Source organism: Pseudoalteromonas sp. SR43-7 (assembly GCF_014163785.1).
GTDB classification, from domain to species: domain Bacteria; phylum Pseudomonadota; class Gammaproteobacteria; order Enterobacterales; family Alteromonadaceae; genus Pseudoalteromonas; species Pseudoalteromonas distincta.
In genome coordinates this window covers 17,069-38,636 of the sequence record NZ_JACJDY010000003.1, presented here as the reverse complement: position 1 = coordinate 38,636, position 21,568 = coordinate 17,069, and the positions used below count along the sequence as shown (strand labels likewise).

Sequence of the window (21,568 nt, the reverse complement as noted above, 5' to 3'; positions counted from 1 at the left end):
AATATAAATTATTTATTAGAATATGGTATTTGTTCTCTTAACTATATTTACCTAAAAATAAAGTTATGGAATAATGGCCGCCTCTTAGGGGAGTAGCCCGCTCAGTAATGAGTAAACTTATCAACATAATTGCACCTCATGTGCATGGTAAGTTTGTAATGTTGTAGCAAGCGTTATCGGCGAGACCTAGGTAGACACTATCCTCATGGCGGGAGATAGTTGTTTGCCTTGGTTTAGTATTCCCGCCTGTAAGAATCAATAATGGAAGTTTTTTTAACCTCAACCGTCACTGTCACTCTTGCCGAAATTGGCGATAAAACCCAGCTTTTATCGCTCCTGTTAGCTGCCCGTTTTCGTAATAAAGGCGCACTTATTCTTGGTATTTTAGCCGCAACTTTACTCAATCATGGCCTATCAGCGTGGTTTGGGCAGTGGTTAAGTAATAGTTTTTCTTCTGAATATTTACCTTGGCTTGTAAACATCAGCTTTATTTTTGTTGGCCTTTGGCTATTAGTTCCAGACAAAGACGAAGATGTAAGTAGTAAATACGATAGCTACGGGGCTTTTTTAGTCGCTTTTGTATTATTTTTTATTGCAGAAATTGGTGATAAAACACAAATAGCGACGGTGTTGTTAGGTGCACAATATCAGTCTGTGTTTTGGGTTACGGTAGGAACCACGTTAGGTATGTTAATTGCTAACGTGCCTGTTATATACGCCGGAAATGCACTACTAAAAAGAATATCGCTAAACACCGTACGTGCTATTGCTGCTTTTGTGTTTGTGTCATTAGGTATTTATGGCTTAGTTACAATTTAATCAATATTAAAGCTCGCAACTGTTGATTTAAGTGCGAGCTTTAGTTTATCGATACGTTATTTATGCATTATTTACACAGTAACATCCCTTGGTTTGTGTAATTAAGAGATTTGAGTTAAAACCAGCAGCTAAATTAGTGACCGCAGTTTCAACAAAGCCACTTCCCTGGGCACACGCTAACCCTTCGGAGAGAGGACCGGCATAAACAAAATCACCGTTTTTATTAATAATAACGGCGGCAGGCGTTGCCGGAATAACAAGTTTAAGCTTTGGTGTTAATTCAACTTGTACAACCTTCATAGCTTTATTGGCAGCAAAGGAGCTTAACGATGAAATATGCGGCTTGGCTTGTATGGTGCACCCGCAATTTTTTTCAGTTATAAGCACTAACGACGCTTCATTAGTGTCAACCCAGTCCAATTGCTTTTTAAAGTTATTAAACCAGTGCTTTTGCAATAAAACTTTTGAGCTATCAAACGGTTTAAGCTGCTCTAACTGAAAATAAACTAACCCTGCAACAACACAAACAAGCCATATAGTTATAAGCGAAAATACAAAAGAGTTAGATTTATTTAAACTTGGCAATGCTTTGCTCTAATACATCAATACTTACATCGATTAACTGCACCTTAGTGGTTAACTGCTGCACTATTTGCGTATCTTGGTACTGATTTTGGCGCATAGTATCAGTACTGCTTGCTATTAACTCGGTATTACCTGCCTGCTCCGCTACCACTTGTGCAACTGAGTCAGAGCTTGAAGATACTGCGGCTATTTGCTCGCTCATTGCTGAAATATTCTCTTTCATTGCAGCACTAATACTTGTTAAATCAACTACAAAACTCACACACTGACTCATTGATTGCGTTGACGTTTTACTATTATTAACAAGGTCTTTTAATGTAAGACTAATTTTATCTGTTGTTGCTTTACTGTGGTTGGCCAAAGATCTTACCTCATCAGCAACAACAGCAAAACCTCGACCGTGTTCGCCTGCGCGGGCAGCTTCAATAGCGGCATTTAAAGCAAGTAGGTTTGTTTGCTCAGCAATGCCTGATATTTCATTAAGAAGTCCTGAAATAACATCGCCCGCTGCCACTAAGTGATTTATTTTTTCTTCGGTATGGTTAAGCAGTGTTAACAACTCTCTACTTTTAGCGTCTGTTTGAAGCACCTCTTTTAATGCATCACCTGCAGATTGTGTAATATGGTCAACTTGGCGCTTAAGCACCTCACTTTCTTCTTCTACAAGTTTAAAGCCATTGGCAACTTGAGCGCCAGAATTAGCAATATCATCGGTTTGTCGCGTACGTTGAACCGCTCCACTCGCTAACTGATCGTGAACATCAATAAGCTCTTGTGAGTTTTTTTGCAATGACTCTGATTGAGTTTGTACCTGTTTAATAACATCAGATAAGTAATCTAGTAATGTGTTAAATCCTGCTACAGCCTCGCTTTTAGTGTCATCCGCGCGAAGAGAGAGTTTAATGTTTTCAGGATCTTTCATTATTTGTTCTGTCGCATAACTTAAAGATAAGCCCGCACGACGTTCCCGTTGCAGCGTTTTTGCAATATAGCCTGCAACTAATACTTCAACTATTGCGTATCCAGCATGAATTAGCACCGTAGTAAAAGCGAGTCTATCAGGGTCAAATACGTAAAAACCCGTATTTTGAGTTTGTAAATAATAAAAAGATAAATGATGAACCGCTACAAAAATAATAGCGGTAATAAACACTCGCCACTGTACAAAAACAATTAACATGGGCATTAAAATAAATATTTCAAAATGGACTTCAATCAACCCAAAAGTTTGTTGAATGTGCAAAAAAGAAAACATCATTATAGCGGCAGCTACCACATGCGGGGTAACAGGACTATCCCCTTGTGTGTTTAAAAGCCATATAGGTAATAAACACAATGGCAAACCTATCATAAAGGCCTGCGCTAATGTGTCGAAATACAAGCCAATAGCGATAGATTCGACAAACAAAAGACTAAAAATAATTGTAAATAACCGGCCAATACTAGACATAAGAACCTTAAAATTGTTGTTTGCATTGTTGTTTTATAAAGCAGTCTGCAATATACGTATTAAAACGAGTTTCAGTTTACTGAACACAATAATAAACTACCGACAAATCAAAAATAATACATTTAATTTACATTATATACATGCGGTCTACTTAATTATAGGCAGTATTTTTTTAAACGTAGGCGTAGCAGCTTTTTTTGTCCATTGAAAAATTACTATTTCAGCGCATGAAATTACAGCTCCAGCTTGACGTAGCTGCTCAATCGCCAAATTTTTATGTTGCGGGTTTCTCGAACCAACTCCGTCGTAAACAATAATAACTTCAAAGTCATTTTCTATTAAATCTAAGCATGTTTGTAAAACACACACATGTGCTTCAGTTCCCACAACAACAACTTGCTTTTTACCATGGCTTTTTAACGTATCAACAAAACCAGGCTCTGCACACGCACTAAAGTACGTTTTATGAAAATACGCGGCATTAGGTAACGTATTTTTAATTTGCTGATTAGTCTCGCCCAAACCTTTCACATATTGCTCCGTTACTAAACATGGAACGCCATGAATAATACCCGCTTGTGCTAACTGCAATGTGCTTTTTAAAATATTCGGAAAATCTTTAATTACAGGAGCAAGCAACTCTTGTAAGTCTATAACTAATAACACGCTATTTTTTGCATCAACATTAGAGAAAACCACTATACTCTCCTTATAAGCATTTACTATTATCTGTATAGAGTAGCTCACTATTTATAAATAGAACTTTTAGCGTTATGTATATTATTTGTAATTAAAAAATAAAAACTTATGCTATATTTACTATCTAGCTAAGCATCATCCTATCTTCCACTGAGAGTGTTTATAAGTGCGTTTGAGCAAATTTTTTTTTCATATCACCATTACTTTTTTACTATGCATCCAAAGCACTTTTGCATCACAAAACTATGCTCAGCAATTACAACGAATTTCTACTGACGAAGGCCTATCACAAAGTTACGTTTTGCAGACTCAAGAGGATGATATTGGTTATATTTGGATAGCAACCCAACAGGGTTTAAACCGTTTTGATGGATATAATGTAAAAACTTTTAGTGGCGGCTTTGGCCTAGATAAACACTATATTTATGCATTATTTAAAGCCGAAGACGGAAAAATCATTGTCTCAACAGATCTTTCTGGTGCTTATATAATAGATCCCCTCACTTTAAAAACCGAAAAAATCTATTCTGGTCAAATAGATAAAGAACAAAAAATATTCTCTCCGATCTCTGCAATGACTCAGCAACAAGGTACTTTTTACTTCGCCATAGATGCCCAAATATATACATTTGATGAGACGAGTAAACGCTTCACATTTAAGCTAATCTTGCCAAATAAAGGTGACTACATTCGGTCATTAACAATATATAAAAACACTTTATATATTGGTACAAATGATGGTTTATACACTGCAAATATAGATAATTCAGAACTTGTAAAAATACCTCTTCATCCCCCTGAAAAAAATACGATAGATAATGTAAACGTCAAATTCTTAAGTGTTGATAATGAATTAGGATTACTTGTTGGTACTGTTGAAGGCATGTATCAATTAGCATTCGATAATACCAAAAATATATCTGCAGCAAATATTACAACTTTAATTCCTAATTATAATATATGGGATTATGCCAATACTGTTTACGGGGAGTTTGTAGCAACCGAAAGTGGATTGTTCAGTTATCACCGCGAAACCAAAGAACTAGAATTCGTATTAAATTATGAAAAAAGTAAGTTTAATATTAATGAAAACTCAATAAACGATCTAATGGTTGATAAGTCCGGCGTACTTTGGCTCGCATCTAGAACCCAGGGCGTGTTTACATGGCCAATTAAAACCCGACGGTTTAAACACATTACTTTACCCGGTAACAATACTATTCATGCCACCTACCAAGACAAAAATAATATTATTTGGTTAGGAACAGAAGATGGAATTGCACGGTACGACAAAGCAACAAATAAAAGTGATGTATATCTGAGCTCAACCGACTCAAAAGCAATATACGGGGCATCTGCCGTTTATGATATTTTTGCGTCTTCAATTGGTGATAATCAATTCCTTTGGCTTGTTACTTTCGATGGTTTTAAACTGTTTGATAAACAAACGGGTAAAATTATTGAAAATAAAGACACAGAAAAAGATGTAATTAACCAATCCAACTTATTTGGCTTTGCCCAATTATCTGCAGACACATATGCATTTATGTCAGATGATAATTTTTATGTTTTTAATGAAACAACAGGAAAAACAAGAATTATTAAGGGGCTCAAAGAGCAAGTCGATCCTTTATTTTCTTACGCTTTTTATAAACACCTCGACACACATCCTGAAGAGTTTGTACTTGGCACATCAAAAAGCTTCCTTAGGTACAACGAAAAAACAAAAACTTTAACGACTATATTTCAGTCTTTTAACCCTAAAGAAGATATTTTTTACACTGTAGAAAACTTTTACTTAGACTCAAAACGAAACATTTTATGGTTAGCAACCACTCACGAAGGTTTGCTCGGCGTTGACCCCGTTACTTATGAAAGAAAGCACTATATAGGATTAAAAAATTCGTTTAATACTGATTCTATCTATTCACTACTTCCTGATGAAAACGGCTTTTTATGGGCAAGTACCGACAATGGTCTGTATCAAATAGACCTAGATACTCTCAATGTAGTGAGTTTTTCAGTAAAAGACGGTTTGAATATAAACCAATTTACACCAATAGCGGCAGCAACACTAAGCGATGGCAGGCTTATGTTCGGTAGCAATGCTGGAGCCTTACTTCTTGACCCGATAGACTTTAATGAAAATGAACAACTACAAAAAAGTAATCTAGCCATTACTGATATTAGCCTCCTTACTAGCGAACTCAATTACAATCCTCATAAATACCTTAGCAAACCACTTGAATTAAATTATGAAGACATGGGATTGACGGTTAGCTTTTCTAACTTCTCTTACCCTAATATTGATAAAGCATATTATAAAGTAATCCTTTCAGGGCCTGCGTCTCTTACATATGAAGATTTACAATCTAATCAAGTGTTTTTCACAAAGCTTCAACCTGGTAATTACTCACTAAAAATATCAGCACATAATCGCGATGGTATTGTTACAAGCGAACCTGCAACACTTAATATCAACGTGGCCTACGCACCATGGAAGTCGCCCTTTGCTATTGTCGCCTATGTAGTTTTAATAATTGCCGTGTTGTTTTTCATTTTTTGGCAATACCGCAGCCGCCAAGTTGCAATTGAACAAGCCCATAGAGCGACTATTCATTCGCAAAAGCAAACAGAACTCGCGCTTAAAAATAATAAAAGCGGCGTATGGGATTATAACTTTAAAGACGCTTCCGTAAATACGCTCAGAGGAAGTGAATTAGGCTATACAGACTTACCTGAACGCGTGCATATAGATCAATTTTTAGCGCTTATACACCCAGACGATCGACGTCGTTTTGAAAACCAATGGGAAAACTACTTCAAGTACAAAAAACAACAAAACTGGCAAGCAACTTACCGTTTACAGCATAAAAATGGCCATTGGCTCTGGTATCAAGATACAGGGCAAGTTATATACGATCCTCAAACAAATGAGCCTCTATATGTTTCTGGCATATATACCAATATCACCGAGCAACGAGCTAATGAGCAACAAGCAAAAATTTTAGGTGAAGCGTTTAGCCAAATAAACGATTGGTTACTTATACTCGATAAGCGTTTAATGCCATTTTCTGCGAACAATAGTTTTATTGAAACATTTTCAAACGAGCAAACGGCCACCAAAATTAGCCCTAAATTGTTTATTAAAGCAATTGGTAAAGATAAGTGCAGAGAGTTTGCTAGTATTTTAAAAAAATTAAAACCAACTGAAAACTGGCAAAATGATGTTTATATAAGAACAGCAAGAAATAACGAACACCCAATACATATAAGTGCCACAGCTGTAACAAAAGACACTGCAAGTTACTATGTGATTGTTATTACAGATTTAACTGAACAAAAACGTGCTGAAAACGAACTGCGCTATTTGGCTAATTTTGACCCTCTAACACATCTACCTAATCGTAGTTTAATGTATCAAAACATTGAAAAGGCGATTAAATATGCCGATAAAAACAATACCCAATGCGCATTATTATTTATTGATTTAGATAAGTTCAAACCTGTTAATGACTCTTTTGGTCATGCAGTAGGTGACAAGTTGTTATGTAATATTACCCAAAGAGTAAGCGGCATGCTTAGCGAAGACGCTATACTTGGCCGCCAAAGTGGTGATGAATTTTTAGTGCTGATTCAAAATATAAAATCACTCCAATCTCTTCGCGATACCGTAAGAAAAATTAGTAATGAATTAGCTAATAAAGTAATTATTGAAGACTTTTCTATTAATATTTCAGCAAGTATTGGCGTAGCTCTGTACCCATTCGATGCTGTAACCACAGATATACTCATCCGTAATGCCGATGTTGCAATGATGCACGCTAAGCAAGGCGGGAGAAACGACTTTAAGTTTTTTAGCGATGAAATGAATGAGCTAATAAAACAAAAGTTACTGCTTGAAAATGATTTAAAAGATGCAGTAAAAGACAACCGATTTTTTAATCACTACCAGCCTATTATCGACATAAAAGAGAAAACAATAAATGGCGTGGAGTTACTCATGCGCTGGAAAAATGAAGGCCAGTTAATATCTCCAGCTCTTTTTATTCCTGTAGCTGAGGAAACCGGTTTAATAGAACTTCTTACTGAGCAAGCCTTGCACCGTTCACTAATTGAACTTACGCCTATACTCAGCGAAAACCCGTTGTTTTATATATCTTTAAACTTATCGCCTAAACACATTTTAAAAACAAACATAACACAGCGGTTAATGGCTATATTAGCGGACTCTCAAGTTCATCCAAGACAATTAAGGCTGGAAATAACAGAAAGTATTTTATTAGAAGATAAGCTTAAAGCAGCCAAACAGCTGCAAAACCTAAAAGCTGCTGGATTTAAATTACTACTTGACGATTTTGGTACAGGATACTCATCTCTCACTTACTTAAGCCAATTCCCTATTAATGTTATTAAGATAGATAAAAGCTTTGTAAATAGTATTGGTATAGATAAGGGAGATGAATCAATTATTAAAACTATTTTTTCATTGGCAGAAAACTTAGATCTATACTGCATTGCAGAAGGAGTAGAAACGCGCGAACAGATGCTCTTTTTAGCCGAGGTTGGCTGCCATGTATTACAGGGTTATTACTTTGCAAAACCAATGAATGCTAAAGACTTACGTAAAAGCGATTGTTTTAGCAATATCATTGATTTGATTTGAAACATTAAAAGCGTGCTAATCATTATTACACGCTTTTATATTAATTAGATGCTATTAATGGATATGATGGCATTCATGGCTTTCAATTTGTAATACACTATTACGTACATTAAATTTTTCGGCTAATAATTGCTCTACCTTCATACGACACGCTTCATCATGTTTTTCAATCGTACAATGTTGTTTAAGTACAACGTGTGCGCCTACTACAATACCATTATATTTGCGCGTTACAGTGACGTTATGGACATTATGAACATGTTCCATATCTGTAATTTTACTTTCAATATCAGTAACTTTAGGAAGTTTCGCTTTATTTAGGCGTAAACCTTTTATACAACTAATTATGACCTTAATACCGGTGAATAATACGAAAGAAGCAATTAACATACTCGATAAAATATCGATTACAACCCAGCCTGTGAAATATATAAGAATACCGGCAACAAATGTCGATACGGTAGAAATCAGATCAAAGAATGAATGTAAAAATACCGCGTACACATTAATACTCGCTTTGCGGCCTTTATATAAAACCCATGCAGCAGCCCCATGAAATAAAAAACCAATAGCAGCAATAACCGACATTAAATAACTATTGATAGCCAGCTCATTTCCTTCATGTTGGTGTATATAGCGCTCACCACCTTCATACAAAATAATTAAACTGATTGCTAGGTATAAAAACCCGTTCACTAGGCCACCAAAAAGCTCTGCTCGTTGATGGCCATCGTTATAGGTTTTGGCAAAATGAATAGCGAGACTTGATGCTATCAGTGCGATGAATAACGAGCTATTGTGAACAAACAAATGCCCCGCATCAGCAAGAACAGCAAGCGAATTAGAATAATAAGCACCTATAACCTGAATTATCATAAACGAACACGTAATTGCTAGCGCAATGAGTAACCGACGACGAGAAGCTTGGTGTGTAGTGATTTCTGTCATGAAATGCTTGAATAACCTATACTTAAAGTGCAAATAAGCCAAAGATGGCTTAGAGTAGAAATGGGTAATGATATACAGTATCAATTATAATACGTACTGCCCGCAAACGCACTAAAAACTTAGTAAATCAAAAAAAATGTGCTAATAGTTAGTAAAGAAAAAGAATTTAATTATGGCTTGGACACATGGAGAGTTGAGTGAGTAATAACCTATCAGAAGAAGCATGGCAAAACTTGGAGTTATTGCCGTTTTGTGTATTACTTTATGATGCAAATGAAGATATATTTAAAGTTAACAGCCAGGCACAGGAGTTGTTTGACTTAAAAGACCAATCACATTTTTATAAAACTGATTTTTCACACATCACTTTAACCAATCATCACAGTAAAAAAAATCTGTTGATCGAGGAGCTATTCTTTGATTATTTTACGGCAAATAACCAATGCCAGTTTATTTTATCGAAACAATCATCCAAATTGCTACTCAACGTAAAATTTGCAAATTTACCTAATTCAAACTCCATTATTATTATCGATATATTAAATAACAACGTGGATGAACAATATGATTTTGATAATATTATATCGAACATCTCAACTGACTTAATTGATATTCAAAATGACGATGTTGATAAGCATATCAACTATGCATTAAAAGCAGTCGGTACGGTTTGCAATGCCGATAGAAGTTATCTTTTTAAGTTTGCCGAAGATGGTAAAACTATTAATAACACTCACGAATGGGTCAATGATGGTATCAAAGCTTTTAAAGACGACTTACAAAACCTTTTAAAAAGCGACCTCCCTTATTTTTTTAGTTCGATGGCCCGTACCCACTTATTCAGAGTGAATGATGTAACGTTGCTCCCCATTCAAGCAATGAGCGAAAAAACGATTTTCCAGCAACAAGAAATAAAATCGGTACTTTGCATTGGATTACGCTATGACAAAGAATTGGTTGGCTTTATTGGCTGTGATTGTGTTGTTCAAAAGCGAGATTGGACAGATTTAGACCTTATTCGCCTAAGGTTAGTAGGTGAAATGCTTGCTAATGCTTTCAAAAATTTAAATTATAAACAAGAGCTTCAACAAACTCAGCAGCAACTCATTAACGCCAACCAAAAACTCAATAAACAAGTCAATACTGATGGCCTTACAAGCATTGCTAATAGACGCTGTTTTGATCAGACTTTAAAATGCGAAATTAAGCGCTGTGCACGTAATAAGGAACCCATTAGTTTAATTATGTGTGATATTGATTTTTTTAAGCGTTATAACGATAACTATGGACATCAGCTTGGCGATGAAGTGCTAAAGCGAGTGGCCAAAGCGCTACACAATATTTGTAAACGGGAAGGTGATCTAGCAGCTCGTTTCGGGGGGGAAGAATTTGCGATAGTTTTACCTGCAGTCGACACAGATCACTGTCAAAGGTTTGCTGTTCTTATTCAGGAAAAAATCGCAGAACTCGCAATTGAACATAACTTTTCAACTGTCAGTAAATACCTCACTTTAAGCATTGGGTTTTATAGTTTCATACCCAATCACAAAACAAAACCCAAAGAGGTTATAACTAACGCCGACATAGCCCTTTATAACGCAAAAGAAACAGGCAGAAATAAAATAGCTAGTTTTTAAAAACCGACTAAGGTGGCGCACTGCAGTGAGTTTTAGTGGTTTAAAGTTTGCTGTAGTGATAATCCATACACCTGAAATTATAAACAATACAACTACTCAGTGATTTACGCGTAGTAAGCTAAGTAAGGCGTTGAAAGTGAGCAACCAATTATCGCCGGTACTGAGGCTTTAGTAACTAAAAAAGAAGTGGGTGTTATGTGGGTTACGCCTAAAAGCTAATCATCACTGAAAAGTACAAGTTACAGTAAAACTGGCGGCTCAAACTGCCCGTTTTTTATACCGGAGATCTGAAATACAGCGCCTTGTTCACCAACAGTATTATTAATCGCTTCATCAAATGCCGATGTAACAAGTAGTAACTCAGCATTTTCACCACCGAAGGCGGTGCACGTCGGTTTTAATGCACAAAGCTCTATTGTTTTAATTAACTCACCGCTTGGGGATAAACACATAACACATCCCATTCCCCAAACAGCTAGCCACAAATTACCTAATTTATCGGTTACGCAGCCATCGGGGTCAACATCAGTATTATTAAATTGATAAAAAACACGTGGCTCAGCGCAAGCCTCACCAGTTTTCTCATCCAAATCTAATACATAAATGCAACTCGTTAAAGAGTCGCAGTAATAACCGCGTAAACGGGACTTATCAAAACACAATCCATTTGGGATACTCAAACCACTTACAACGGCTTTAAGCTGGTTTTTATAATAACGGTATATTTTACCATCCCCTTTTTTAGCATTTACATCCATTGTACTTAACCAAAAGCCACCCCATGGATCAGCACGGCCGTCGTTTGAACGTCGATTTAGCTGTGTATTTTCAATATTAAGAATAAGATGGCGAGTGCTTGAATTAATATGGTATTTGTATATACCAGTACTTGTCCCTAGCAATAAGTGCTGCTCATCAATCCACGCTATTGCACTGAGCGTATCGGGCATATTCACGGTTTTTAGTTGGCTTTTGCTGTGTATATTTTTGCTTAAAAGTAATTTTTTATTTATATCGACCCAAAAAAAAGTGTTCAGCATAGGATGCCAAAGAGGACTTTCTGCAAGCTGACTCTGTGTGCTTTCAAAAATGGTTACGCTAGGATCAAACATAAGTAGTTATTCTTTATTATTAACAAAGCCTTGTAATACTAAACCTTACCAGAAAACAGTGAATTTCGCGATGTGTACCCGGCTTTAATTTTTTATCATCTTCAGTAATCTCTATCGCATTTTTTAGACTGAGTTGATAACATCAAATTTCATAAAAAGGATTGGCCATGAACAACAATAATAAAAACACACTCGTCGTTGAAGGCGGTGCAATGCGCGGTATATTTGCCGCAGGTGTGCTTGATGAGTTTTTAAAACAGCAATACCAGCCATTTGAACGCTATTTTGGTGTTTCAGCTGGAGCAACTAATATAGCCGCATTTTTATGCAAACAACCAATGCGAAATTATAAAGTAATTACCGACTATTCATGTCGTCCTGAATTCATTAATTTAGCGCGCTTTATTAAAGGTGGTCATTTATTTGATTTAGACTGGTTATGGCAAGAAACTATTCGCGAAATACGCCTTCATACAGAGGTATTTGAACAAACTCCACACGAATTTTATATTGTATCTACGGCAATCGAGTCGGGCAAAGCACACTATTTAAAAGCCACCAGCGACGATATGGTGGATCAATTAAAAGCATCGTGCGCTATACCTATTGCATACCGTGACTACCCTATTATTAATGGCATAGCGATGACAGACGGCGGGGTTGCGGATTCAATTCCGGTAATAAAAGCGTACGAAATGGGCGCTCGCGAAATAACTGTTATTTTGTCTCAATGTTTAGGCTATCGTAAAAAGCCAAGTAAGGCACCTTGGCTTACTAAAAAAATGTATAAAAACTATCCTGCATTAGTTCAAGCGACCTTAGATAGGGCTAATTTTTATAATAAGTCTATCGATTTTATTATGAATCCACCAAATGACTGCAAAATCAATATTATTGCTCCACCAGCTAATTTTAAAGTTGGCCGAACCACTAAAAAGTTTGAAATACTTAATAGTGGTTACAATATGGGGATTGATGCTGCTAAGGCCTTTTTAGCTAAATAACTGCATTTTTCACCCTAATAATTGCGGCGCTTTACCCGCAATAACTGCAGTTAGTAACCCTGCTAACATAGCTCCTACAACGGTGCATATTGCACCGCCTAAAATACCATAAACACTCATAAAGCATATCAGCGCTAAACTAAATAGCAGTGTACTTAAAAAAGCTTTAGTAGGTATTGTGAGTGTGTTTTTGCGTATATTGAGCATCATTAATAATAGACTTACCATGGCAATTATAATTAGTAGTTCGTTCATGCGGGTTGTACCTCTGCTTGTAATTTTTGTGTGTTTTTTATTTTTAAGGCACCAAAAATACACGCGATACCCACCACCATAAAGCTTATATCTACTATCGCGGCAAGCGAGCTATTAAGGTTAATAACATTGCTCACGCCAAATATAATATTGAGCGGCAGCACCAAAGCAAGCGAAGCGCCGCATAGCAAAAGAGTCAGCTTAAAATAGTTTTTATAACCTACAGGCAATACACTTGAGAGTAACCATGCCAACCACGTATAAAAAAACACGGGTCCAAAAAAGCTATTTTGCGCCACACCAATAACGGTATAATTAAGTACAACTTGCAAAGGAAATAACACAAAGCTTGCTAATACCAAGCCTCCACAACTACCAATAATAAAACGATTCCAGCGTGCATATGCCTGCACACTCAGCGACGGGCTACTGCCACGTGTACGCTTTGCTAGCCACATCATCATGCCCGAAATAGGTAAAAGCGCAGTACTTAAGCCAAGCAATACCCAAAGTAATTTTACAAACACCCCTGCAAAGTTCCCAAAATGCAGCGGAAACATCAACTCAATTACTTTTATCGAAACACCGGAAATATCACCAAAACTACTCATCGACTGCACAAACTCACCATTGCCTTTATAATGCAGTAATTGAGAAGCAACTGCCTCGCCACCTAACAAACGCAAATACACCTGCGCATTCGCATCGTTATGCGCCATTATTGTGACATCCCTAATTATTGCTTCAGGGTAACGACTATGAACATTGTCTAGAATAGTGTCTATTTTTGTAGGTTGCTTAATGTGGCTAACTACCGGCTCAGGAATTGCGGTAAACGTTTCTATTAACTTATCTTGATCGCCACCAAAGCTCACAAACGCAGCAGCTGGTAATAAAATAACGGTCGCAAGCCCTAAAAATGATCCTGTAAAACCAATTACAATATTAAATACGCTGCCCCAAATACCTATGACCTTATGAGCATCGCTCACTGCAATATCTAATCCTTTATCTCGCCTAAACGTAAAGAGCTCTTTTATCAATTTACGATGAATAAACAAGCCTGTAACTGCACTTACTAAAAGTGTTAAACCTAAAAAACCAGTGAGAATTAACCCAATTGGTCGCCCTAAATGCAAATCTGCATGAAACTCACCTATGTAGGTTGGCGCATCTGTTTTTTTATTAGCGTAAAACTCTTTACTAGGCCCATAGTAAGTATTTTCCAGCGCCAAAGTATCCGGATGAAACTGGAATACTCTGGCCACCTCTTGGTCATAGTTTTCATCGCCATGATGGGATTCAAATACCAACGTTAATAAATGAAAGTTATGTCCACTTGGTAAAAACACATGAATGTTTTCGCCAAATTCACTAGGCACCTGTTTATGGTATTCGTTTACTAGTCGATTAATTTGCGCGCTGGCAACGTGTTGGCTAGATTGTAGCTCTGGATTTGCCCATATTTTTAACTCAGGTCGCGACAGCACTGCTAACGCCCCACTAAATGCAACAATAAATAGCAGTACAGCAGTAATAATTCCTACCCAGCTATGTAATAAAAATAGCTTTTTTAAAGTAATCGACTTCATCCCTGCCCCTGCGTTAACGCCCAAAAACTCAATAAACCATGTAATACACACAGTGCAATCATTACAACAAACGGTTGCCATACCTTTTGCGCCAAATACGCATAAATAAACAACGCAGTCCAAATAACAGGAAAGAGTAAAATAGGCAGTAATATTTGTTCATTCATTTGAAACGGTAAATAAGTTGTCATACCCGGAATCATTATTACCGCAGTAATTAGCGCTAACACACATGCAATTAGGTGCCTTCGCCGTGTAGCTGTAAACGTTTTTTTATTATGCATTATTCGCTCATTAAATTTGCCCAAACATATACAAAACAGTATATGCAAATGATAACAATTGTTATTATATTGTGCATTTAACACTTAATGCAATTTATTAAACACATTAATTCTAAAAATACTGTTGGTTTGCTTTAAGAGCTTTTATGCTACGCCTCGCAATTTAGGTACGCAGTAATGCGTCATTTCAGTTAAGCCGAGTTCGGGCTTTTTAATTTTTCAGGAAGCAGTAAACCGTGGATATAATTAACGCGATTATTTTAGGTATTATTGAAGGAATAACAGAGTTTTTACCCATATCATCAACTGGGCACTTAATTGTAGCGTCAAAGTGGTTAGGCATTGAATCAACAGACACTAACCTCGCCTTCGAAGTCATTATCCAACTTGCCGCCATTTTAGCGGTACTAGCTAACTATAAAGATAAGTTCAGCCCTAAACATTTTAATTTATGGATTAAAGTTGCCATTGCATTTATTCCTTTGGGCATTATTGGTTTTATATTTAGTGATGTAATAAAAACACTGTTTAGCGTACCGGTAGTAGGTGTTATGTTTATTGTAGGCGGTGTGATTTTTTTACTATTAGAGCGCAGTTATAAAGAGGCTCACTGCACAACTACCGATGTAACCCAAGTTACTTATAAACAAGCACTTTGGATTGGCGTAGCACAAGTATTTGCGTTAATTCCGGGGACTAGTCGTGCTGGGAGCTCTATTGTTGGTGCCATGTTGTGTGGTTTAAACCGAAAAACCAGCGCTGAATTTTCATTTTTACTTGGTTTACCTGTACTTGCAGCAGCCTCAGGGTACGACTTACTTAAACATTACCAACTGTTTAGCTTAGATGACCTAACTGCCCTTGCTGTAGGTTTTTTAACGTCTTTTATAGTGGCTTATTTTACTATTAAACTATTCATACGCTTTCTAGAAAATTTCACTTTTGTTAGTTTTGGTCTTTACCGAATCGTATTTGGTGTTATTTTATTAACTAACCTAAATTCTGGTTAAGAGATTTAAAAACACTATAAATAATAACGATATTTAAGTCTGTTTCTCTCTAGCTAGAAATTTTTGGTGAAAACAAGGTGAATTTACGCGTCAATAGCTGGTCTATTGCAAGGAAATTCAACGTAGTTAGCGCTAAAAATAGCTGCTTGAGATAGATTTATTATCCAGAACTCAGGTTAGCCATAGCCTACACATAAGAGAACATTATGAGCGAAAAAATAAACGAAGAAGCACTCCACGCCCTAAAAATAGCTTTTACTTACATGCCTAAAGCGATTGAAGTGACAAAGTATGAATATGGCGAGCGCTACCAAAGCGTACTTGATCACATTGAAGCTGTACGTGAAACACTGCTTATTAACGATGTTGACCCAGAGGAAGTAGGCGGCGATATCAACCCTGAGTACACACCAAACTCAACGTACTAATATACACAATAAGCTGCGAGCAACTTACTCGCAGTTTTGTTTAAATCAGTTGTGCTTAATTAGAGAAAGTTTATATAAAGTTATAATTAACTAAATATATTTAATTTTTTTGTTAAACTAGTGCTTTATCAAGCTATAGACTCAGTTCTAAAACCAACAGGATGTTTACTATTGAATTTTCTTAGGCAATTTCACGACATAGTATCTAACCAAAGCTTAGACTTTGATGAAAAAAACCATCAGCTACTAGCATTTGGACTTAAAGTGTTTAACCTTGATTTAGCTATTATTAGTAAGGTCGAGAAAAACTGCTATACCGTGCTACATGCCATTACGCCAGATAATGCATTAGAAATAGGTACTCAATTTGATTTAGATGGCACCTATTGTGTACACACTCTTAGTGCGGGTTCTGCACTTGCATTTCATAACGTCTCACAAAGCGCAATTGCTGACCATCCTTGCTATGCAAACTTTAAACTTGAGTCATATATTGGGGCACCTATTAAAATAGGTACCGATATATTTGGAACTGTAAATTTTTCTTCTGCCAATCAATCTCCAGTATTTACAGATGCCGCCTACGACTATATTGAGCTATTTGCGCAGTGGTTAGGGGCAGAACTAGCTCGCAGCATCACTAAAGAAAAATTAATAAAAAACAGCAATAGCTTATTAAAACTAGAAAGCATAGCAAATATAGGCACGTGGGAAGTTGACCTTACTAATAATAAAATTTATTGGAGTCAGCAAACTAAACAAATCCATCAAGTTGATGAAAACTATCAGCCTGAAATGGAATCTGCAGTTAACTTTTATAAAGAAGGTACAAGCAGAGACGAAATAAGTAAAGCAGTTGAGCTTGCTATACAACACGGCGAAAAGTGGCATCTAGAGCTTGAAATTATTACAGCCAAAAATCAGACCATTTGGGTATCTACATTTGGTGAAGCCGAATTTGACGGTGATACCTGTGTACGTTTGTTTGGTACCTTTCAAAATATTACCGAAGCAGTGGCTTTAAGAGAAGAGCTTAAAAATAAACAAGAACAAGCCGAGCGATTACTCGAAGATAGAAGCATGCTTTTTGCAAAAATAAGCCACGAACTTAGAACACCGCTAAATGGCATTACGGGCATGCTTACTACGTTAATAGATGAACATAACGAACAAAAGAGAACCGAAAAAATAAAAGTCGCGCTGCGTAGCGCAGATATACTCTTGAGCATAATAAACGAAGTACTCGATTTTTCTAAAATTAACCACGGTGAGTTAAAACTAGAACCCACGGATGTTTTATTAAATACAACATTTACTGATCTCATTTCTTTGTACACCCCGTTATTTAAAAACAGCAATGTAGAACTAGAAGTAAAAAATGAAATTTCTGATAGCTGCTGGGCATATTGTGATAACACACGCCTAAGTCAAATTACCTCCAACTTATTAAGTAATGCGTTAAAATTTACTGAGCGTGGTTGTGTAAAACTGCACACGTCTGTGATTAATAACAATAATAAATTAACGCTAAACATTAAAGTCGCCGATACGGGAAGAGGCATGACTAGCCAATTTCTTGAATCTTTATTCTCCCCTTTTACTCAAGAAGTAGATGCTAAAAACAGTAAAGGAGGCACAGGACTTGGCCTCGCAATAGTTAAAGAACTTGTTGAGTACATGGGCGGAACAATCAAGGTAAGTAGTAAAGTAAATCAAGGAACTACTTTTTCGCTAAGTATCCCTATAGAGCTCGGTAAAGAGCAAAAAGTAGAGCTAAATCCACTATCAAAAATAAACATTAACGCTTCTAAGCTTTCTGTTTTAGTGGTGGATGACAACGACATAAACAGACTCGTTCTTGATGCGTCGCTTAATAAACTCAATATAAAGCCAGACTTTGCAGTAGATGGGCAAGATGCCATATTTAAATGCGAGCAAAAGCATTACGACCTTATTTTTATGGATTGTATTATGCCTATACTCGATGGTTTTGAGGCTACAAAACAACTGCGTTCAAAAGGTATCTGTCCGCACGATTCAACCTATATTGTTGCCCTTACAGCTAATACTTCATCGCAAGATAAATTAGCATGCAAACAAGCAGGTATGGATATGTTTATTTCAAAACCGTTTAAAATGCATTCTTTAGAAGTCGCTATTGCGTCAGCGGCGCAATTACTAAAGATTTAAAAATATTAGCTTTGCACACTTAACCGCGTGCTAAATATAGTTAGATAAGGCATTAACAATGAAAAACATAATTAGAACTATATTACTAACTGTCCTTATTGTTGCAGTATTTAAAGGCGTTTCCACTGGACAATGGAGCTCATCAATAACAATAGTTATCGTATCAGGCGTATTGCTGTTAGTTACATTTATCAGTGCTAAGTCATCACGTGGATCATCTGCTTATACTGGCAGTGACTCAGCAGTTTACTCTAGCAGTAGCTCATCGCATTCTCATACAAATTGTAGCGGCGGTGATTCTGGCGGTGGGTGCGATTAAATCGTGAGCTAATTCTTAAGCATTAAAAAAGCCGCCTTTGGAGAAGGGCGGCTTGGGTTAACAAACAGCTATGGGTGTAGCCTTGCTGTTATATCAAGAGAGTTTTTACTAATTACATTAAGCAGCGCTTTGATCAGCTTCTTCAGAGTGACGAATTAAATAATCAAATGCACCTAAACTTGCTGTTGCACCGCTGCCCATTGCAATAATAATTTGTTTAAACGGAGTATTGGTTGCATCCCCCGCGCCGTAAATTCCTGGTAATGAAGTTGCGCCTTTAGCATCAATCAGTATTTCACCAAATTTACTTAATTCAAGGTCGCTGTCTTTTAACCACTCAGTATTTGGTATTAAGCCTATTTGTACAAATATACCGGCAAGTTCAAGCTCTTTGCTCTCTCCCGACACTCTATCTGTGTACATTAAGCCAGTTACTTTTTTACCATCACCAAGTACTTCGGTTGTTTGTGCACTTTTGATAATGGTAATATTAGCCATGCTTTTAGCTTTACGAATAAGCACTTCATCGGCTCGTAGTGTGTCTGCAAATTCAAGTACCGTAACGCTTTGCACAATATTAGCTAAATCGATTGCCGCTTCTATACCTGAATTACCACCACCAATTACAGCAACAGGTTTGCCTTTAAATAAAGGGCCGTCGCAATGTGGGCAATATGCCACACCATGGCCGCGATATTCTTGCTCCCCTGGTACGTTCATTTCGCGCCAGCGTGCACCAGTTGCAAGTACGAGCGACTTAGCTTTAAGTACTGCGCCATTTTCTAGTGTAATTTCATAACCATTGTTATAACCAAGTGCCGCTGCACGCTGATTATGCATTACATCTACATCGTATTCTTTAACGTGCTCTTCAAGCTGAGCAACCAATTTAGGCCCTTCAGTCGCTTTAATCGAAATAAAGTTTTCTATTGCTAATGTATCTGCAACTTGTCCACCAAATCTATCAGCCACAATGCCTGTATTTAACCCTTTTCGTGCTGAGTAAATTGCAGCCGACGCGCCCGCTGGGCCGCCACCAACTACAAGTACATCAAACTCGCCTTTTTCGCTTAGTGCTGCTGCTTGTTTAGCAGCCCCTTTGCTATCTACTTTATTAAGTATGTCAGTAAGGCTTAGTGCACCTTGGCTAAATAGTTCGCCATTTAAATATACAGCCGGTACAGCTAAAATATTTCGCTCTTCTACTTCATCTTGAAATAATGCACCGTCAATCATGGTGGCTTTAATATTACTGTTTGTCGCTGCCATAGTGTTAAGTGCTTGCACTACTTGCGGGCACGTTTGGCAACTTAAACTTATGTATACTTCAAAGTTCAGCTCTTGAGTAAGCGATTGTATTTGCTCAATGTCTTCGCTTTTAGCTTTACTTGCGTGTCCGCCAGTATGCAAAAGTGCTAACACTAAACTTGTGAATTCATGACCCATAGGTACGCCTGCAAACGTAACATGAGTGTTTTTAATAGGCGAATGTACAACCATTGATGGGCGACGTGCGCTTGTATCAGGGTTGCTTATTACAGTAAATTTATCGCTTAGTGAGGCTAAATCGTTTGCTAAGCTTTCTACTTCTGCTGATTTTTTGCTGTCATCCAAGGCAATAAGCAGCTCAACAGGTTGAGTAAGCGATTCGAAATGGCTTTTTAATTGATTTTTTATGTTGTTATCTAACATGGCTTAACCCTTTTAGGAAAATTTAAACAGCAAGCCTCCCATGCCAAATAATGCATGTGCTTAAACAAGTATATTGATATAGGAGGCACCAACAAACGAATGTTCGATGATTTAAGGGCAGTTACCTGCCCTTATAAAAGTGGGTAAACCTATATTTAGATTTTACCAACTAAATCTAGTGAAGGTGCAAGTGTGTCTTCACCTGGCTGCCAAGATGCAGGGCAAACTTCACCATCGTGAGTTGCAATGTATTGTGCAGCTTGTACTTTACGAACTAGTTCTTTAGCGCTTCGGCCAATTCCTAAATCGTGAGTTTCGATTACTTTAATTTCGCCTTCTGGGTTCATTACAAATGTACCGCGAAGTGCTAAACCTTCTTCTTCAATCATTACACCAAAGCTACGTGTAATACGCCCTGTTGGGTCGCCAATCATTGGGTAAGTAATTTTACCGATAGTGTCTGACGTGTCGTGCCATGCTTTATGAGTAAAATGAGTGTCAGTAGATACTGAGTAAACTTCTACGCCCATTTCTTGAAGTTGTGCATAGTAATCTGCAAGGTCACCTAATTCGGTAGGACATACAAATGTAAAGTCTGCTGGGTAAAAGAAGAAGATAGACCATTTACCTAGAACATCTTTTTCAGACAATTCTACAAAGTCACCGTTGTGGTAAGCGGTTGCATTGAATGGTTGTAATTTTGTATTGATTAATGAAGTGCTCATGGTATTTCCTCATCTGTGTTTATGTATTTTAAAAGTAATCAACGCTTTCGTTTTAAACGACCTTCTGCGTTGGCTTGATTAATACAATAAGGCCAATGGAAAATTAAATAAAATTGATTGTTTAGATTAAAACAATCGATTTTTTGGGTTGAA

At 37.0% G+C, this 21,568-nt stretch carries 18 protein-coding genes; 8 read left to right on the top strand and 10 right to left on the bottom strand.

What is annotated here, in order from left to right; genetic code table 11:
* Nucleotides 1-261 precede the first annotated feature (261 nt).
* Complete coding sequence (locus tag H5087_RS02810) at nucleotides 262-819, top strand: TMEM165/GDT1 family protein (RefSeq protein WP_182671088.1); 558 nt, start codon at nucleotides 262-264, stop codon at nucleotides 817-819.
* Between the two features lie 60 nt (nucleotides 820-879).
* On the opposite strand, the gene H5087_RS02805 is transcribed toward H5087_RS02810, so the two are convergent.
* The 3 genes from H5087_RS02805 to H5087_RS02795 form a co-directional block, all read right to left on the bottom strand.
* Nucleotides 880-1,404, bottom strand: a complete 525-nt coding sequence (locus H5087_RS02805; RefSeq protein ID WP_182671087.1) for a DUF6436 domain-containing protein — start codon at nucleotides 1,402-1,404, stop codon at nucleotides 880-882.
* The gene (locus H5087_RS02800) at nucleotides 1,388-2,854 is read right to left on the bottom strand and encodes a methyl-accepting chemotaxis protein (RefSeq protein WP_182671086.1); all 1,467 of its coding nucleotides are present in this window, start codon (nucleotides 2,852-2,854) and stop codon (nucleotides 1,388-1,390) included. Before H5087_RS02800 ends, H5087_RS02805 begins: the two co-directional genes overlap by 17 nt.
* A 147-nt stretch (nucleotides 2,855-3,001) precedes the next feature.
* Nucleotides 3,002-3,553, bottom strand: coding sequence for an isochorismatase family protein (locus H5087_RS02795; protein ID WP_182671085.1), 552 nt, complete (start codon nucleotides 3,551-3,553; stop codon nucleotides 3,002-3,004).
* Between the two features lie 166 nt (nucleotides 3,554-3,719).
* Between H5087_RS02795 and H5087_RS02790 the strand changes: the two genes are divergently transcribed.
* Nucleotides 3,720-8,219, top strand: a complete 4,500-nt coding sequence (locus H5087_RS02790) for an EAL domain-containing protein (RefSeq protein WP_182671084.1) — start codon at nucleotides 3,720-3,722, stop codon at nucleotides 8,217-8,219.
* A 54-nt stretch (nucleotides 8,220-8,273) separates the two neighbouring features.
* Here the strand turns inward: H5087_RS02790 and H5087_RS02785 are convergent, their stop codons facing one another.
* Nucleotides 8,274-9,167 (bottom strand): cation diffusion facilitator family transporter, encoded by an 894-nt coding sequence (locus tag H5087_RS02785; protein WP_182671083.1) that lies wholly within the window; start codon nucleotides 9,165-9,167, stop codon nucleotides 8,274-8,276.
* 197 nt (nucleotides 9,168-9,364) lie between these two features.
* Here H5087_RS02785 and H5087_RS02780 point away from each other — a divergent pair, with 197 nt between their 5' ends.
* On the top strand, nucleotides 9,365-10,804 hold the full coding sequence (locus tag H5087_RS02780; protein ID WP_182671082.1) for a diguanylate cyclase domain-containing protein: 1,440 nt from the start codon (nucleotides 9,365-9,367) through the stop codon (nucleotides 10,802-10,804).
* A 239-nt stretch (nucleotides 10,805-11,043) separates the two neighbouring features.
* Here H5087_RS02780 and H5087_RS02775 read toward each other — a convergent pair whose 3' ends face one another.
* A complete protein-coding gene (locus H5087_RS02775) occupies nucleotides 11,044-11,916 on the bottom strand; it encodes an SMP-30/gluconolactonase/LRE family protein (RefSeq protein WP_182671081.1) in 873 nt (290 codons plus the stop codon).
* A gap of 167 nt (nucleotides 11,917-12,083) precedes the next feature.
* On the opposite strand from H5087_RS02775, the gene H5087_RS02770 reads away from it, so the two are divergent.
* Nucleotides 12,084-12,920 carry a patatin family protein gene (locus H5087_RS02770; protein ID WP_182671080.1) on the top strand — a complete coding sequence of 279 codons (837 nt, stop codon included), beginning with the start codon at nucleotides 12,084-12,086 and terminating at the stop codon, nucleotides 12,918-12,920.
* A 9-nt stretch (nucleotides 12,921-12,929) separates the two neighbouring features.
* Here the strand turns inward: H5087_RS02770 and H5087_RS02765 are convergent, their stop codons facing one another.
* Genes H5087_RS02765 through H5087_RS02755 form a run of 3 tightly spaced genes read right to left on the bottom strand, consistent with a single transcriptional unit; the run spans nucleotide 12,930 to nucleotide 15,051 of the window.
* The gene (locus tag H5087_RS02765; protein WP_024597364.1) at nucleotides 12,930-13,175 is read right to left on the bottom strand and encodes a hypothetical protein; all 246 of its coding nucleotides are present in this window, start codon (nucleotides 13,173-13,175) and stop codon (nucleotides 12,930-12,932) included.
* A complete protein-coding gene (locus H5087_RS02760) occupies nucleotides 13,172-14,767 on the bottom strand; it encodes a PepSY domain-containing protein (protein WP_182671079.1) in 1,596 nt (531 codons plus the stop codon). Before H5087_RS02760 ends, H5087_RS02765 begins: the two co-directional genes overlap by 4 nt.
* Nucleotides 14,764-15,051: a hypothetical protein gene (locus tag H5087_RS02755; protein ID WP_182671078.1), complete on the bottom strand. Its 288-nt coding sequence runs from the start codon at nucleotides 15,049-15,051 to the stop codon at nucleotides 14,764-14,766. Before H5087_RS02755 ends, H5087_RS02760 begins: the two co-directional genes overlap by 4 nt.
* Before the next feature lie 236 nt (nucleotides 15,052-15,287).
* Here H5087_RS02755 and H5087_RS02750 point away from each other — a divergent pair, with 236 nt between their 5' ends.
* From H5087_RS02750 to H5087_RS02735, 4 genes are all read left to right on the top strand, one after another.
* On the top strand, nucleotides 15,288-16,061 hold the full coding sequence (locus H5087_RS02750; RefSeq protein ID WP_182671077.1) for an undecaprenyl-diphosphate phosphatase: 774 nt from the start codon (nucleotides 15,288-15,290) through the stop codon (nucleotides 16,059-16,061).
* Between the two features lie 206 nt (nucleotides 16,062-16,267).
* Nucleotides 16,268-16,489 carry a hypothetical protein gene (locus H5087_RS02745; RefSeq protein WP_007375621.1) on the top strand — a complete coding sequence of 74 codons (222 nt, stop codon included), beginning with the start codon at nucleotides 16,268-16,270 and terminating at the stop codon, nucleotides 16,487-16,489.
* 171 nt (nucleotides 16,490-16,660) lie between these two features.
* Nucleotides 16,661-18,679: an ATP-binding protein gene (locus H5087_RS02740; protein WP_182671076.1), complete on the top strand. Its 2,019-nt coding sequence runs from the start codon at nucleotides 16,661-16,663 to the stop codon at nucleotides 18,677-18,679.
* 58 nt (nucleotides 18,680-18,737) lie between these two features.
* On the top strand, nucleotides 18,738-18,998 hold the full coding sequence (locus H5087_RS02735) for a hypothetical protein (protein WP_182671075.1): 261 nt from the start codon (nucleotides 18,738-18,740) through the stop codon (nucleotides 18,996-18,998).
* A 117-nt stretch (nucleotides 18,999-19,115) separates the two neighbouring features.
* Here the strand turns inward: H5087_RS02735 and ahpF are convergent, their stop codons facing one another.
* Together ahpF and ahpC are read right to left on the bottom strand one after the other, a co-directional pair.
* On the bottom strand, nucleotides 19,116-20,690 hold the full coding sequence (gene ahpF, locus H5087_RS02730; protein WP_182671074.1) for an alkyl hydroperoxide reductase subunit F: 1,575 nt from the start codon (nucleotides 20,688-20,690) through the stop codon (nucleotides 19,116-19,118).
* 155 nt (nucleotides 20,691-20,845) lie between these two features.
* Entirely contained in the window at nucleotides 20,846-21,415 is a 570-nt protein-coding gene (ahpC, locus tag H5087_RS02725; RefSeq protein WP_002960601.1) for an alkyl hydroperoxide reductase subunit C, read from the bottom strand.
* Nucleotides 21,416-21,568 lie beyond the last annotated feature (153 nt).